This is a genomic window from Christensenella hongkongensis, from assembly GCF_000981035.1.
Taxonomy (GTDB): domain Bacteria; phylum Bacillota; class Clostridia; order Christensenellales; family Christensenellaceae; genus Christensenella; species Christensenella hongkongensis.
This window is the reverse complement of record NZ_LAYJ01000112.1, coordinates 75168-90485: the sequence shown is the minus strand read 5'-3', so window position 1 is coordinate 90485 and position 15318 is coordinate 75168. Positions and strand designations below refer to the sequence as shown.

General features: G+C 48.9%; 9 protein-coding genes. 2 read left to right on the top strand and 7 right to left on the bottom strand.

Going from position 1 to position 15318, the window contains the following annotated elements:
• Positions 1-6 precede the first annotated feature (6 nt).
• The 6 genes from araB to CHK_RS10450 all read right to left on the bottom strand — a co-directional run bounded on the left by araB (position 7) and on the right by CHK_RS10450 (position 7300).
• Entirely contained in the window at positions 7-1689 is a 1683-nt protein-coding gene (gene araB, locus CHK_RS10475; protein WP_046444001.1) for a ribulokinase, read from the bottom strand.
• 35 nt (positions 1690-1724) lie between these two features.
• Positions 1725-2570: a sugar phosphate isomerase/epimerase family protein gene (locus CHK_RS10470; RefSeq protein ID WP_046444000.1), complete on the bottom strand. Its 846-nt coding sequence runs from the start codon at positions 2568-2570 to the stop codon at positions 1725-1727.
• A gap of 29 nt (positions 2571-2599) precedes the next feature.
• Positions 2600-3601, bottom strand: a complete 1002-nt coding sequence (locus CHK_RS10465) for an ABC transporter permease (protein ID WP_046443999.1) — start codon at positions 3599-3601, stop codon at positions 2600-2602.
• 17 nt (positions 3602-3618) lie between these two features.
• Positions 3619-4581: an ABC transporter permease gene (locus CHK_RS10460; RefSeq protein ID WP_082103513.1), complete on the bottom strand. Its 963-nt coding sequence runs from the start codon at positions 4579-4581 to the stop codon at positions 3619-3621.
• Between the two features lie 21 nt (positions 4582-4602).
• On the bottom strand, positions 4603-6111 hold the full coding sequence (locus CHK_RS10455; RefSeq protein ID WP_046443998.1) for a sugar ABC transporter ATP-binding protein: 1509 nt from the start codon (positions 6109-6111) through the stop codon (positions 4603-4605).
• 100 nt (positions 6112-6211) lie between these two features.
• A complete protein-coding gene (locus CHK_RS10450) occupies positions 6212-7300 on the bottom strand; it encodes an ABC transporter substrate-binding protein (RefSeq protein ID WP_046443997.1) in 1089 nt (362 codons plus the stop codon).
• 782 nt (positions 7301-8082) lie between these two features.
• Here CHK_RS10450 and CHK_RS10445 point away from each other — a divergent pair.
• Both CHK_RS10445 and CHK_RS10440 read left to right on the top strand, forming a co-directional pair.
• Complete coding sequence (locus CHK_RS10445) at positions 8083-9093, top strand: LacI family DNA-binding transcriptional regulator (protein WP_052740525.1); 1011 nt, start codon at positions 8083-8085, stop codon at positions 9091-9093.
• 197 nt (positions 9094-9290) lie between these two features.
• Positions 9291-10289: a LacI family DNA-binding transcriptional regulator gene (locus CHK_RS10440; protein ID WP_046443995.1), complete on the top strand. Its 999-nt coding sequence runs from the start codon at positions 9291-9293 to the stop codon at positions 10287-10289.
• 108 nt (positions 10290-10397) lie between these two features.
• Here the strand turns inward: CHK_RS10440 and CHK_RS15795 are convergent, their stop codons facing one another.
• Positions 10398-15089, bottom strand: a complete 4692-nt coding sequence (locus tag CHK_RS15795) for a PAS domain-containing hybrid sensor histidine kinase/response regulator (RefSeq protein WP_052740524.1) — start codon at positions 15087-15089, stop codon at positions 10398-10400.
• Positions 15090-15318 lie beyond the last annotated feature (229 nt).

Genomic DNA, 15318 nt, shown 5'->3' with positions numbered 1-15318 from the left:
ACCCTCCTATTTGTTTTCGCGCGTCTCGCTGATCCTCGCCTTCAAATCCTTCAGGCGTTTCATCACGTCGTTTTCGCCGCGTCCAAAATAATCGTGCAGCAATTCATATTCGTGGAACAGCTCGTCGTATATCTTACTGTTTTCAAGGTTTGGATGGTACTGCACATCCTTTACCTTGCTCATTGCCGCGACCGCGTCGTCGAGTTTATCATATCCGCCCGCCGCGCTGCCCGCGACATACGCTCCGTAAATCGCAGCCGACAGCGCAGGCGTTTGCGGAGATCCGGCAATCTTGATGCTCTTTCTCGTGATGTCGGAATATACCTGCATCATAAACGGATTCTTTTCCGCGATGCCACCCGCCACAAAAAGCTCCGTTACAGGCACGCCGCTCTCCTCAAACGTTTTGATGATCATGCGCGTACCGTATGCCGTAGCCTCAATGAGCGCACGGTAAATTTCTTCCGGCCTGGTGTTCAGCGTCATGCCCACCATCATGCCCGAAAGCTTTCCGTCCACCAGCACGCTGCGGTTTCCGTTCCACCAGTCAAGCGCCACAAGGCCGCTCTCCCCAGGCAGGAGCTCCTGCGCTTTTTGCGTCAGGTACTGGTGGATGTTCATATTATTTTCTTTCGCCGCCTGCTCATATTCGCAGGGAACGCAGTTTTCCACAAACCACTGGAAGTGGTCTCCTACGCAGCTCTGTCCCGCCTCATAACCGACATAACCCGGAAGGATGCCATCCTGGACTGCGCCGCACATGCCCGGTACCATTTTTTCCTGGTCTCCGATCAGCATATGGCAGGTGGATGTTCCAACCACTGCAAGCATCTGCCCGGGCGAGGTAATTCCCACGCCTACGCATGCAACGTGCGCGTCTAAATTTGCAACAGCCACTGCCGTTCCCTCCTTTAGCCCAGTCAGCTTTGCGGCCTCGGGCGTGATCTCGCCCGCCTTGCTGCCAATGGGCATCAGCGGATTGTACATCTTCTCTTCAATCAGGTTTTCCAGCCGCGGATCGAGCGCCTTAAAGAAATCCTTTGAAGGATATCCGTCTTTTGCGTTCCAGATCGCCTTATACCCTGCCGAACAGGTGTTGCGTACCATATTTCCCGTAAGCAGGAAGATCACCCAGTCGCACGCCTCGATGTAGCAATCCGTTGCATCGTAAACCTGCGGCGCTTCGTCCAGTACCTGCCAGATTTTCGGCACTTCCCATTCGGATGAAATCTTCCCGCCATAACGTGCCAGCCATTTTTCACCTCGGCGGCGCGCAGTCTCGTTGAGTTTATCCGCTTCGTCCTGCGCGGCGTGGTGTTTCCACAGCTTCACATATGCGTGCGGCTCATTCTTGTATTCGTCAAGGAAACAAAGCGGCGTTCCGTCTTTTTTGATGGGGATCAATGTGCACGCCGTAAAGTCTATACCCACGCCGATAATCTGTTCCGCCGTCACATTTGCTTTTTTCATGACGTCCGGAACAGTTTCCTTCAGCACGTCAATATAGTCCTGCGGGTGCTGAAGCGCCCAGTCGGGCGGAAGCGGCGTTCCATCCGGGATCGATTCACTCATCACAGCATGCGGGTAATCAAGGACGGAGTATGCAACCTCTTCTCCCGTCTCAACGTCAACAATAACGCTCCTGCCGGACAGGGAACCATAATCTATTCCAAGTGTATATTTTTTCATATTGTCTGCTCCTGTCTTTTTGCTTACGTTTACGTTCAGATCGCCTGCATAATCAGCTTCAGGTAATCGCACGAAGCCTTTAATTCCGCTGTCAGCTCATCCGGGTCAAGAACGCCCGCAAATATCTCGTCGAGCGTCAGCTGGTGCGGGAGCGGCTCGAAGGAAAGCGCCTCGTCATAATCGATGTCGTCCAAAGCCGCGAGGATATCCCTCCAGTTCATAACGCCCCGTCCCGGGACTTCCCTTGTGTTGTCGCCAAGGTGCAGGTGCAAAAGCCAGTCCTTTCCTGCGTGTCTGATTGCCGACGGGATTCCCTGCTCTTCCGCGAGCTGCATGTGGAACGTATCACCGATCACCCTTACGTTGTCCATCCCGGTGTCTTTTGCCATGTCGATGCCGTCCTGCAGCGTGCGCACAAGGCTCACTTCATATTTATTCACGCATTCCAGTATGATGGTGACGCCTTTTGTTTTTGCATATTCCGCAACCTGGCGAATCGAATCCACCGAGTGTTTCCAGTCCTGTTCGCGCGAAATATAATAGTCCTGCTTATTGACCTGGCTGGGAACGATAAGTACCTTGTCCGTGCCCGCATCCACCGCCATATCAACGCATTTTTTACCATATTCCACGGCACTCGCACGCATCTGCGGATCCTTATGGCACATGATCCTGTTTTCCTCTGTAAAGTTGCCGTTGATGTCAAATACCTTAAGGCCATACTTGTCAAGCGTCGCTTTGACCGCCTTTGCGTCTATCGTGTCCGGCTCGCCGCTTACGTCAATGCCGTCCACGCCAATCTCCTTTGCACGTCTGGCAATCTCCTCGATGGACAAATTGCCAAAAATCCAGGAATTGATCGAAAATTTCATTCTTTTCATAACCCACTTATTCTCCTAATCTATCACTATTATGAAGCCGATTTTTGCGTATCGGCTTTCGCCGTCTTAATTTTATGCACACGCATATGTGCAAGCGACTGTAGCACCACGACCACAAGCAGGATGATGCCGATAATTGCATTCTGCCATACTGGATCGATGAATTTCTGCAGGCTGAAAATATTCGTAAAGCTACCCATAATAAGCGCGCCGAACAGCGTTCCGCTCATCTTGCCGATGCCGCCTTCAAGCGACGCGCCGCCAATGACGACCGCGGCAATCGCATACATTTCATAGCCTGTTCCCGCAAGGGGCGTTGCAGAGCCTACGCGCGAAGCGAATACGATGCCGGCTACGCCTGCCATAAGGCCGCAGATCGTATGCGCCGCAAACATCGTGCCGTGCACGCTCACGCCCATCATCTTTGCCGCTTCTGCGTTGCCGCCTACAATATACATCGCGCGCCCGAGCGAACGCTTTTTCAGAATCCACGACGTAAGGATAATAAGCGCGATGAAGAGAATGAGCGGAAAGGAGATCGCGTTTAGAAAATCTCCACTGCCAAGGGAGCCGCGCCCGATAAACTGGAGCGCTTCCGGCATATTCTGGCCTTTTACCGTTACTTCCTTGGTGAGCATCAGCACAAGGCCGCGTACAAACAGCATAGAAGCAAGGGTGCCGACAAACGCCGGAATGGACATTTTTGTTACGAGAAGACCATTTAAAAGGCCTACCGCCGCGCCCACGGCAATCGGTACGAGGATTGCAAGGATTGGCGAGACCGGCGCAAGCACGATAAAGAAATATCCTGAAAGCGCGAATACCGAGCTTACGGAAAGGTCAATGGAGCCGCACAGGATAACGAACGTCATACCAATGGATACGATACCCATGATACTTGCCGAGCGAAGGACGTTACCAATATTTTCCGCCGTGTAAAACGTTGAGGAAAGTATGCACCCAATGATGAATACTGCGATAAACCCAAGCAGCGCAACATTATCCGATAAAAAACTACCAACTTTTTTCATTCTGTTACCTTCCTTTCTTATTTCTTGCGAAAACCATGGAAGAACAATGCAAATACGATAATCGCTGCCTTGATCATCAGGGTAATAGAGTACGCTACGTTGTTCATGTTGCACATCATGGTAATGAGCTGCAGCGAAAATGCGCCGCATACCGTGCCGATAATGTTCGGATAACCGCCCGTGATCGGCGTGCCGCCGATTACCGTCGCTGCGATTACGTCGATTTCCATGTCCACGCCCAGCTTGGACGGATCCGCGCTCGAAACCATGATCATGTCGATCATGCCGCTGCCCCACGAGAATATCGCAATCGCCACATAGCACAGGATTACGATCTTAACCGTATTGATTCCGCATATTTTGGCCGCCGTTGGGTTGTTGCCGTATGCTTCCACCTGCGAACCAAACTTCATACGGTTTACAAGGAAATACATAAAGACCGCAGCCGCTACCAGAATAAAGAAATGCAGCGGGAAAATTCCGCCGACCGGCGTAATGAACGCCTGCGTCAGCTCCGGCGCGCTGTAGGAAACGGTTCCAACGCCGGATACGCCCTGCGCCATACCGCGCATGATGTAGCGCAGCGCCAGCGTCGCGATCATCGGAATGATTGCAAATTTGGAAACGAGCGTTCCTGCCAGAAGTCCGAAGCCGGCAACGATTGCGATTGAAATAAGAACGCCCCAGTAATCTCCCTGCGCAAAGAAAATCGCAGAAATCGTCGCGCCCACCGCCATCGCCGAGCCGACTGAGATATCGATGCCGCCCGTCGCGATGACAAGCGTCATTCCAAGGCCTATGAGCGCGATCTTGGAAGCCTGCATAAACAGGTTCGAGAACGTCACCCAGCTCATAAAGTTTTTGGTAAAAATGCAGTTGAATACAACCAGAACAATCAGAAGGATGATTGCTATGTTCTTTTTCAGAAATGACAAGTCAAATCTTTTTTGGCCCATGAGGGCCGAAGATGCACCGGACATAAATATAAACCCCCTTGCAATTTATGAGTGAATGGATTTTTTGTTTGCGATCATCCACATGATGTTGTCTTCCGAAATATCCTCGTCCGTCAGCTCGCCCACGATTTTTCCGTCGCGCAGGACGATGATGCGGTCGCAGTTTCTGACAAGCTCTGACATTTCAGAGGAAATGAAGAGCACGCTGATGCCTTTGTCCGCAAATTCGCCGATCAGCTTTTCGATCTCCGCCTTTGCACCCACGTCGATTCCGCGGGTAGGCTCGTCAAGGATGATAAGCTTGGGATTCGTCGCCAGCCACCTTGCAAGGATCACCTTTTGCTGGTTTCCGCCCGACAGGTTTTTAATCAGCTGCTCACACGAGGGCGTTTTGATCGCCAGCTTTTCGATGTAATCCTCAGAAAGCTTTTTGCGTTCCTTTAACTGGATAAATCCACCCTTTGATAACTGCGAAAGGGAACAGATCGCCGTATTTTTCTGTACGGACACATCCGGGAACAATCCTTCCTCGCGGCGGTTTTCCGTGCAGAAAGCCATGCCCGCTTCCACAGCGTCCTTAGGGATACGTATGTTGAGCTTTTTGCCGTCCATAATGACCTCTCCCGCTTCGGGCGTATCACAGCCAAAGAGTATCCTTGCGGTCTCTGTGCGCCCTGCGCCAAGGAGCCCCGCAAATCCGACGATTTCGCCTTTTTTGACCTTAAAGCTTACGTCGTTTACGTAAGGCGTGCGTACAAGGTGCTTTGCCTCCAAAATGACGGGCGCGTCCGAAAAATCGCGATGCTCCCTGCGCTTGTCCATCTGCAGCTCCTTGTTGCCGATCATTTTGTTTAAAAGCTCAAGCTGGGAAAGCTCGTTTACGCCGTATGTTCCAACGTAAACGCCGTCCTTCAATACGGAAATGCTGTCGCATTTTGCATATACTTCATCCAAACGGTGCGAAATAAAGATTACGGCAATGTTGTCCGCCCTGAGTTTATCAATAATTCCGAATAATATTTCAACTTCGTTCGTATCAAGCGAAGATGTAGGCTCGTCCATTACAATCAGCTTACTGTCAAGGCTGATTGCACGTATAATCGATATAATCTGCTGCTTTGCAGTTCCGTATGTGTTCAGTAATTGTTTTACATCAATATCGACGCCAAGGTCGTCCACCAGCTTTTGCGCCTTTTCATTCATTGTTTTCCAGTCGATCCCGCCGTTTTTCATCGGGTATCTTCCAAGAAAAATATTCTCGCTCACCGTAAGGTATGGGATCATGTTCAGCTCCTGGTAAATCGTGCTGATCCCCGCGTGCTGCGCCGCAAGCGCATTGTGGAAATTCCGTGTTTCCCCATCAAAAACAATCTTGCCGGAATCCGCTTTATAAATTCCTGTCAGTATTTTGATGAGCGTAGACTTACCCGCGCCGTTTTCACCCATCAGCGCGTGTACTTCTCCTTCTTTTACGGATAAACTGACATTGTTGAGCGCCTTTACGCCTGCGAATGTTTTGGTAACGTTCTGGATGTTCAAAATATCCTTTTTCATCTATTTCTACCCCTTTGGTGTTAGAGACTAAGCGGGCTATGCAACATAACCCGCTTACCCCTCATACACTATCTAATCAATTATTGAGATATTTTTTGGTTTAGAAACCATATTCGTAATATTCGTCAACGTTTGTTTTGTCGATTACCTTATCCTCAACAGGGATAAATGTGTCGATCTGTTCGCCGTTCATTGCTTTTTCGATTGTGTCAAACAGGGTGGAAGCAAATCTCGGGTTGCAGGTAACCGTAGCGGAAAGCGTTCCGTTCTTGATCGCGTCAAGAGCTTCTTTCATGCCGTCCACACCTACAAGGAACACATCCTCGCCAACCTTTTTGCCTGCTGCCTGCAGTGCAAGGGATGCTCCAAGCGCCATTTCGTCGTTCTGGCAGTAAATCGCGTCGATGTCCCCGCCTGAGGACTGAAGAATGTTCTGTACAACTTCCTGAGCCTCAGGCCTTGAGAAGTTTGCGGACTGCTGTGCCACTACCTCGAAATTGCCTGCTGTTTCAGCAGCGTTCGCAAAGCCCTGTCCCCTGTCGCGAACGTCCGTGCCGCCGATGATACCCTGTATCTCAACAACCTTAACAGGATCGATGCCTTTTTCTTTGCAGGCATTTGCAATCCAGTTACCAGCCTGCTCGCCTTCCCAGACAAAGTCAGAAGCGATAAACGTTGCATAGTCTTCTCCCGGAGTTCCGTTGGAGCCTCTGGACTTCATGATAACCGGAACGCCTTTTTCCTTGCAGGCGTCGAGCGCCGGCTGGATCGCGTCAGCATCGATTGCCGTAATAACCATTACGTTGCAGCCCTGTGCCAGAAGGGATTCTACGTCGGAAATCTGTCTTTCCGTGTCTCCCTCAGCATTTGTGATTGCAATTTTATAGCCTCTTTCGTCAGCTACAGCCTGCATGTCGTCGCTCTCAACCGTACGCCATGTGGAAGCGAGGTCTGCCTGGGAATACCCTACAAACAGGTCTTCCTTGCTCGGCCATGTTACGTTTGAAGCAGTTGTGCCCGCCTCTTTGGACGGTTCAGCCGAAGCGGATGCGGACGCTTCCTGCGATGCCTCGGCAGACGCGGAAGGAGCCGTCGATTCGGTTGCTGCCGGTGTGCTGCAGGCAACAAACAGCGTCAACGCCATTACCACTACCAGCGCCAGGCAAGCGAGTGTTTTCATTTTCTTCATTACAATTTCCTCCTTTTTGTTACAGGTAACATCCTGTAATCCATATAGATGATATTCTCTGTGAGCTTCACAGATGATACTTCCCATTTTGGTGGAATGGGAAAATTTAAAGTTCGACTTTATCGTTACCCCATGCGCATAAGCACGCACTGTACTTTGCCGCAGGAAAATTATGTGCGTCGCCTTTATTCGCAGGCAAACGGACCGCCTTCCAGCCCTCGTTTATCCGAATTCTGAGTCCTATCGATTTATTTTATATCTATTGAATAAATTTACAGCATATCAACAAATGGCAGCGCATGCTTCGCGCATGAAAATGTTTGCTGTATAGCAGTTTCTTGCAAATGTTACTCGTACAACTATTTGAAGAACTGCCACAAAAAAATTATAATCTGTGCTTCATCGGCTGCCGGTCTTACTTAAGGGCTTTATGCCGGTTGGCCTTCCGCCTCATCCGTCCACGCTTTATTCAGCCGCATTTCCCTTAACCGCGTTTCTATGATAAGTCAGACACGAAATTAAAATCAAATTCCATGAAAGCCATTTATTTTAGATTATTCCCGTTTTTCGTCCATTTTCTTCATTTTAATGCCTCTGTTGTATAATTAATATAACGTTAAGCTTAACGTTGAGCTAATCGGTTAGCTGTACGTTCAGCTATTCGTTCAGCTAATCGATTAGCTTTTCGTTCAGCTTAACGATTTCTTTTAATATTGTTTTTTAAATTCAAGTATGCTAGAATGTAAAAAAGACCTTTTTTATTAAACATAAGGGACAAAAAAATGAAAGTATCTCTCAAAGATTTAGCGCAAATATGCGGCTGCTCTGTTACATCGGTTTCTCGTGCCCTGAAGGACAGCGATACCATTTCCAAAGAGCTGCGTGAAAAAGTCAAAAGCAAGGCCAAGGAGCTCGGTTATGTTCCCAATCTGCTTGCAGGCAGTATGCGGACCGGCTACACAAACACGCTGGCCGTCATCCTGCCCGATCTACGCAATCCTTACTTTTCACTGCTCGCCAAATATGCGGAGGAATACGCGACGTCGAAGGGCTACAGCGTTTTTTTCATGACGACCAACGAAATATCCGAGCACGAGCACGACGCCGTCATGAAAGCCATGCAAAAAAATGTGGACGGCATTTTGCTGCTTCCCAACCAGCTGGACACGCAAAGCATCGATATCATGAACAAAATGAATTTTCCTTATGTATTGTTCGGACGTATTTTTGACGATATCAAGGCCGATTCCGTTGTCGTAAACGACGAAATGGGCGGTTACCTCGCGACAAAGCACCTGATCGAAAAGGGGCACAGCAGGATTTTGTTCCTGAACTCCTTTATGCACATATTCAGTTCGCAGGCAAGGTTCCGCGGCTATAAAAAGGCTCTCAAAGAGGGCGGCATTCCCTTTAACGAGGAAGACGTTAAATATATTTCCACAAAAATCGGCGATTCCGAAAAAATTGTAGAAGAAATTTTCAGCAAAGAAAACGATTATACGGCAATTTTTTGTTACTGCGATGTCATTGCCTTCGAGGCAATTTTCCGCCTGAACAAAATGGGCTATGCCGTGCCGCAGGATATCGCCATTGCCTCTACCGACGATATTCACTCAGAGATCGTGTTGCCCATCCAGCTCACCTCCGTCGGCTTTGACCGTGCCGAATATGTAAAATGCGCGATCGATACGCTCATAAACAACATTAAGCACGCCGCTTCTCCTTCCAAAAAGGAGAAAGAATATGTGCAAAAAATGATAGATGTCAAACTTACAATAGGCCAAACGACCTGACTGATTTCTGATGTAACGGCGGACAGGCCTGCGCCTGCCCGTTTTTTTGTGCCTGTCGTTCCCGCAAAATCGAAACGATACATCTTTACAAAAAATACTTCTTTACTTTTCTCAGTATAAATGGTATTTTTATGATATATTAAAAATCTAAACGTTTCGATTTTGATCGTTTGGCTCTCATCGGGAATTTGGAGGCTATGTCTTATACTATCAAAGACGTTGCAAAGCTGGCGCACGTTTCTACTGCCACCGCTTCACTCGTTATCAACGGGAAACCCGGTGTAAGGCCGGAAACAAAGGCGCGTATTTTAGCAGCGGTCAAACAATTAAATTATACGCCGAACGCCAGCGCCCGTAATTTGATCCGCCAGCGCTCGGATATGCTTGGGCTTGTCGTGACAGAGCTTTCTAATCCTTTCTTTGGAATGCTTGCAAGTGAGATCAGTAAATTTGCCGCACAAAAAGGTTACCATCTTTCCATCGGCATCTCAAATAATAAGATCTCACAGGAGGCCGCATGCGTCGCACGGTTTACGCAGGAGCGCGCGGAAGGTGTGATCGTCACTCCTTCCTATATGACCGATTATGACCTGCAGCATTTGTACCAGTTGAAAAGCGCCGGAATCCCGCTCGTCTTTACATCGACGCGGTATGTGGGTATCAAGGCTGATTGCGTGATGTGCGATATTAAAAAAGGCGAGTACCTGCTTACAAAGCATTTGCTCTTGACCGGCCACAGGAGGATATACCTTATGGGCGGCCCAAAGACAGCAATGTTTGCTTATGAACGCTTTGCCGGATATCGTCAGGCTTATGAAGAAGCAGGGCTTTCCTATCATGAATCGTGGCTGATCGAAGCAGAGCCTGATTTCCAGGGCGGTTACGAAGCAACGCAGAAAATTCTTACAGACAGGCCGGATGCAATTACCGCGATCAACGACCTTACTGCAATGGGTATCTTAAAGTGCCTGAAAGACCATAACGTCAGGGTTCCGGACGATATTTCAGTTGCCGGTTACGACGACCTTGTGTATTCTTCCATGCTGGAAACCCCGCTCACCACCGTGCGCCAGCCGATTGCAGATATCGCGCAAAAAACGGTAGAGGTACTGTGCAGGCAGATAAACGGCCCGGGAACGGAAGAAAAAGATTACTATATCGATCCCCTGCTAAAGCTGCGGGACACAACAAAATAGCGCCCGCCCATAGGGCGCGCAAACGATTAACCGCAATACACAACATTCCCATACATAAAGAAAGAACGCCCTTGTTACTTCCGGCGTTCTTTCTTTTTATTTCGTTTCTTACCGCTGTTTCCCGTAAATTGCTTCCGCAAGCGTCTGGTAAAGCACTTCCGTATCGATCGGCTTTATAAGGTAATCGCTCATTCCGATTCTCCTGGCATGCTCAATCTCCTCCTGAAAGGCGTTCGCGGTCAGCGCAATAATCGGCACAGTACGCGCATCCGTTCTTTCCAGAGCGCGGATTTTCTGGGTTGCCTCTATTCCGTCCATCTCCGGCATCCTGATGTCCATCAAAATCGCCTGGTAATACCCGTCCGGCATACTTGAAAAACGTTCCACCGCTTCCAGGCCATTTCCGGCACTGTCCACAACGAGATCCTTCATCTCAAGCAGCGCAATCGCAATATCGCGGTTGATCTCGTTATCTTCAACGATCAAAACCCGTTCCCCATGGAACTCCATGCTCTGGTTTTCCGCTTTTCCCGGTTCGCAGTTATGAAATCCAGCAGAAAAAGTTTCGTTTGCTTCCTTTTGCTCTGTGCGGCCAAGCGGCAGATTCACCATAAATAAACTTCCCTTACCCCGTTCGCTCTGAACATAAATATGCCCGTTCATCAGGTGTACCAGATTTTCCGTAATCGACAGTCCAAGCCCCGTCCCTTCAAAAACACGCCCTCCGCTCTCGTCCTCCTGTTCAAATGGATGGTAGAGCCTTTCCAAAAACTCCTTTGACATTCCAATCCCATTGTCTTCCACCTCGAAACACAGCATCGAGGTTTCCTTATCCTCGGAAAGTACTTTTACACGCAATGCAATGCGGCCGCCGCGGTGCGTATATTTAAGGGCGTTGGAAAGCAGGTTCATCAGCACCTGATTCAGGCGCAGCTGATCGCCAATATATGTTTTTTCGACCTGTTCGTCCACCAATACCGTCAGCGTTTGGTTCCTCTGTATTGCCTGCGCTTCCATCACCGCGCAAATTCCATTGATCAAATCGCCAAACCTGAACCGTTTCCTGACGATTGCCATCTTGCCGCTTTCGATTTTCGACATGTCGAGGATATCGTTGATCAGGGATAACAAAAATTTTGCTGAAACGTCGATTTGCCCAAGGCATTCCTCTACCTTTGCCGTATCCGTCACATCCACTTTTGCAAGGTGCGTCATGCCAATAATCGCATTCATGGGCGTTCGGATATCGTGCGACATTCTGGAAAGGAAATCTGTTTTGGCATTGTTTGCCTCTTTTGCGATTGCAAGGGCGTCCATGAGCGCGTTGCGTTTGCTTTCCTCTTCTTTTTTAGCGTCGTCAAGGTCTTTTAAATAAAGCATCACACGGAAGCCTCCGGCATCGCGCATCACAAACTGCGCCTGCATGGAATACCAGCGGTAACTCCCGTCCTCCATCCTGCGGGGCGCTTCCAGATAAACCTCGTGCTGCCCGTTTTCAAACGCGCGCACAAGCGCCGCCGCACGAAACGCTTTCCTGTAATCCGCACGATAATCCGGATGAATTGTTTCCCACTCCATTTTTTCAAAATACTGGTCCAGGGTGAAGCTTGCGGGCACCTTTTTGAGTATGTCCCCATCGTTTTGCCAGATATACATCTTTCCCGTGGCAAGGTCTCCCTCAAAAATCACGTCGTAAAGGCTGCTGACAGCTACCGAAAAACGCCTGTTTGCTGTTTTTTGTTCTTCCTGCGCGATTTTCAGTGCATGGATATCGCGGTAAATGAGGATCGCCTTACCATCTTCGTTAATCGTATTTTGTACCGGAACCGCAATCATTTCCATCCAACGGTAACCTTCGCCGGTAAGAAACCGGAACTCGCGCCGTACTTTCCCGATTCCCTCCTTTAGCTGGACGCGGATTGCGTCGAGCGAAAACACCTGCCGAAACGCTCCCCTGTCCTCCGGGTGCACCTTTCCCTCGCAATAATCTTCAAAATCGCTTTCATAAACGCCCTGCTCGCTGAAATCGTCCCACGAATCCTGCAGCCTTCGCAATATATAAGTGCCCTTCGTGGCATTGACCGTCACAGACTCTTCAAACAGGGTTGCTACGCCGGCGGCAAATTCTTCACGCTCCTGCTCCATCAGCTTTCGCTCGTCGATCGTCGAAATAAGCAGCATCGCCATGATGTTTCCGTCCTCGCTGTCCTCCATTCTAACGACGTTTACCGCTGTCCAATGATATTCCCCGTCTTTTGCAATCCGGCGCGATTCCACATATACGGAACTTTCCCCTTTCGCAAACATCTCCAAAAGCGCATCCCTGCTTGTCTTCTCGAAAAGCTCCTGCCTGTCCGCAGGGTGGACTTTGGGCAGCACATCCGTTTCAAATTCCATCTCTTCCGGATTCTTTAAGTAGTCGTACGTACCCCGGCTCCTGATAAATTCAATCCTTTTCTGGCTGAGGTTCAGGTACATTACCTTGTCATAAATACGTTCAAGCGCCACTTCGAGCGTCTGGTTCGCGATCCGTTCCTTTAATTTTGTATCCTGAATCGCCTGGATATCCCGCGCCGCCGCCAGCAGCGTAGATGTGTCGCTGCCAAAATAGGAAAACGCCAGGCTCTTCCAGCGGACGCTGCCGTCATGCTCGATCACCCTGTAGTAAATACTATATTCCCGTTCTCCGGCGTCAAGATGCGCTAAAATATTCTCTAAGCGAAACGCTTCAAGCGCCATGGCCTTGTCTTCCTCATATACGCTGTTGCCGACGAACAAATCGCTCTCGTCCTGAAAATACCCGTCCCTTGGTGCGCGCGAATAAGGGCCGCCCTCCGGCAGAAAGGCGCAATGATAATGCCCGCTTTGAAGATCAATCGTCGCCAGAAGCTGGTAGTCCTTGTTGCATACAAAATTACATATTTCCTGCAAATAAGCGCGCCGGTCGTCGTTTTCTTTGCTCTGGCTGATGTCCCTGAGCGTTCCAATCACACGGACTATCCTGCCTTTTTCGCGGAGCGCGTCGCCCTGGAAAAAGAACCAGGCAAATTTATGGTCGTCTGACCTGCGCAACCTGATTTCCATACGGTGCGCGCCGCCGTGCATAATCCGGCGCACATTTTTCAAATCGTCCGGATAGATGATGTCCAGCTTATCGAGGTCCCTCAAATAATGCTCTATTACTCTCTTTTCAGTCCTCACGCTGCCATCCGGGTATTCGTTGCTTTCATATGAGTAAAACGTATCTGTTTCCGCAACATATTCAAAGAGCACGTCCGCCGAGGTTTCGATGGCAACGCGGTATTTAAGCTGCTCTTTTTCCAGTTCGAGCTGTGCGCGTTTTTGTTCGGTAATATTGATTACAACCGTAAGGTAAACCGGATACCTGCCTTTCCGGCCAATTCGTCTTCCTTCTACGTGAACCCATAAAATTTCGCCCGTTGCGTCTGGAATCCGGTATTCGACAAAAATTGATTTTTTCTTTTCCACCTGCTCGCGCACGGTGGCTTCCAGTTCTGCCCTGTCCTCCTCGTACACGTGGCATAAGTATCCGTCCTTAAAATCCTGTTCGCTCATGCCCAGCATTCTGTAAAATGTATTGTTTGCCTCTTCCAGCGTAAACTGGTCGTCAATTACAATTTTTGCGATTCCACCGGGCAGGCTGTTATACGTTGCTTCACGCTCAAGCTCCAGCTGCTTGCGCGCCGAAATATCCATAATCGTTCCAAAATATACAGGCCAGCCGTCCTGCTCTCCCACACACGACGCCTGCATCTGCAACCAAACGTCCCTGCCGTTTTTTTTGTACGGGAACTCAAAAAACACGGTTTCCCTTTTCTTTGCCGCATCGGAAAATCGGTGTAAATACCTTTTCGCCCATTTAGGAACCGCTTTTAAGATGCCGCCAGCATAGCCGGCAGATTTTTTACCAAAATAATCTACGTATTTCCGGCTCATCTCCAGCGTATATATCTCATGATCCGTCACAAGATATTTTCCGGTAATTCCTCCCGCACTTTCACACGCAAAATCAAGCGCATTCTGAAGTTGTTCCTCGATACGCTTTTGCGCGTCTATATTCTTATGCAGCGTAAGTTCCAGAATATCGTCGTCGTATGGGTTTTCTGTTTTAAGCACATGGGTGCACGTCCAATGGTAAACCCCGTCTGCTCCAAGCTGCTTATGCTCCATATAAATTTCGGTTTTGCCGGCATGGAAGGCTTCGATAATAGCTTTCCTGCGAAACCTTCTCCTGAACTCTTCCCTGAAATCAACATGAATGGTACGGATTGCATTTTCAACCAGCGCGTCAACGTCCTTAAGGTTTTCCCTGTTTGTTGCCGTGCCGTCCCTGTATTCTATGATATTATAAGTATTTTTTGTCAGGTTGATAGAAAGCACAACCGGATACATCTGTGCCGTTACGCCGACAAGCTGTTTACACGCAAGCTCCAGTTCCTGCTCTTTTTTCGTTTTCACCTGTGGAGTGACCGATATCACGTATGCGGGAATATCCTCCTCCCACATCATTTCTGTCGCCGTGATACTGACAACTTCTCCAAAAGGATCGTCAAAGCTGAGGGTGGTATTGCTCTGCTTTCCATCCATTGTCTTCAGCGGGCAATTCTCACAAGAGCCTTCCCAAACATCATGGCAAACCTGCCCCAGCGCGATATCCGGCGTGACGGTTTTCACACGGTCATTGAAATATAAAATACCGTGGCTGTCCTGCCGGATGACATAGACGGCTGTATCCAATAAATGATTTAATATCGTTTTCAATGAATCCTGCTTGTCCATTCCTTAGCCTCCCCCATAGGCCTTGCTCAGACGTTTTGATATGATTCAGGATATGTCAATATGTCTTTAGAAAAATTGTTTTCGTGATCATTCCCCAATTCACATACACCAATCTTCGTTACTTCGTATTAATATAATCACAATTCAGGTAAAAATATCCTTAATTTTTGAATTCCACACATTTTAGCAGTTTTTTTGATTTTTCTTAACGGTTTCCAAACCAGTCTCC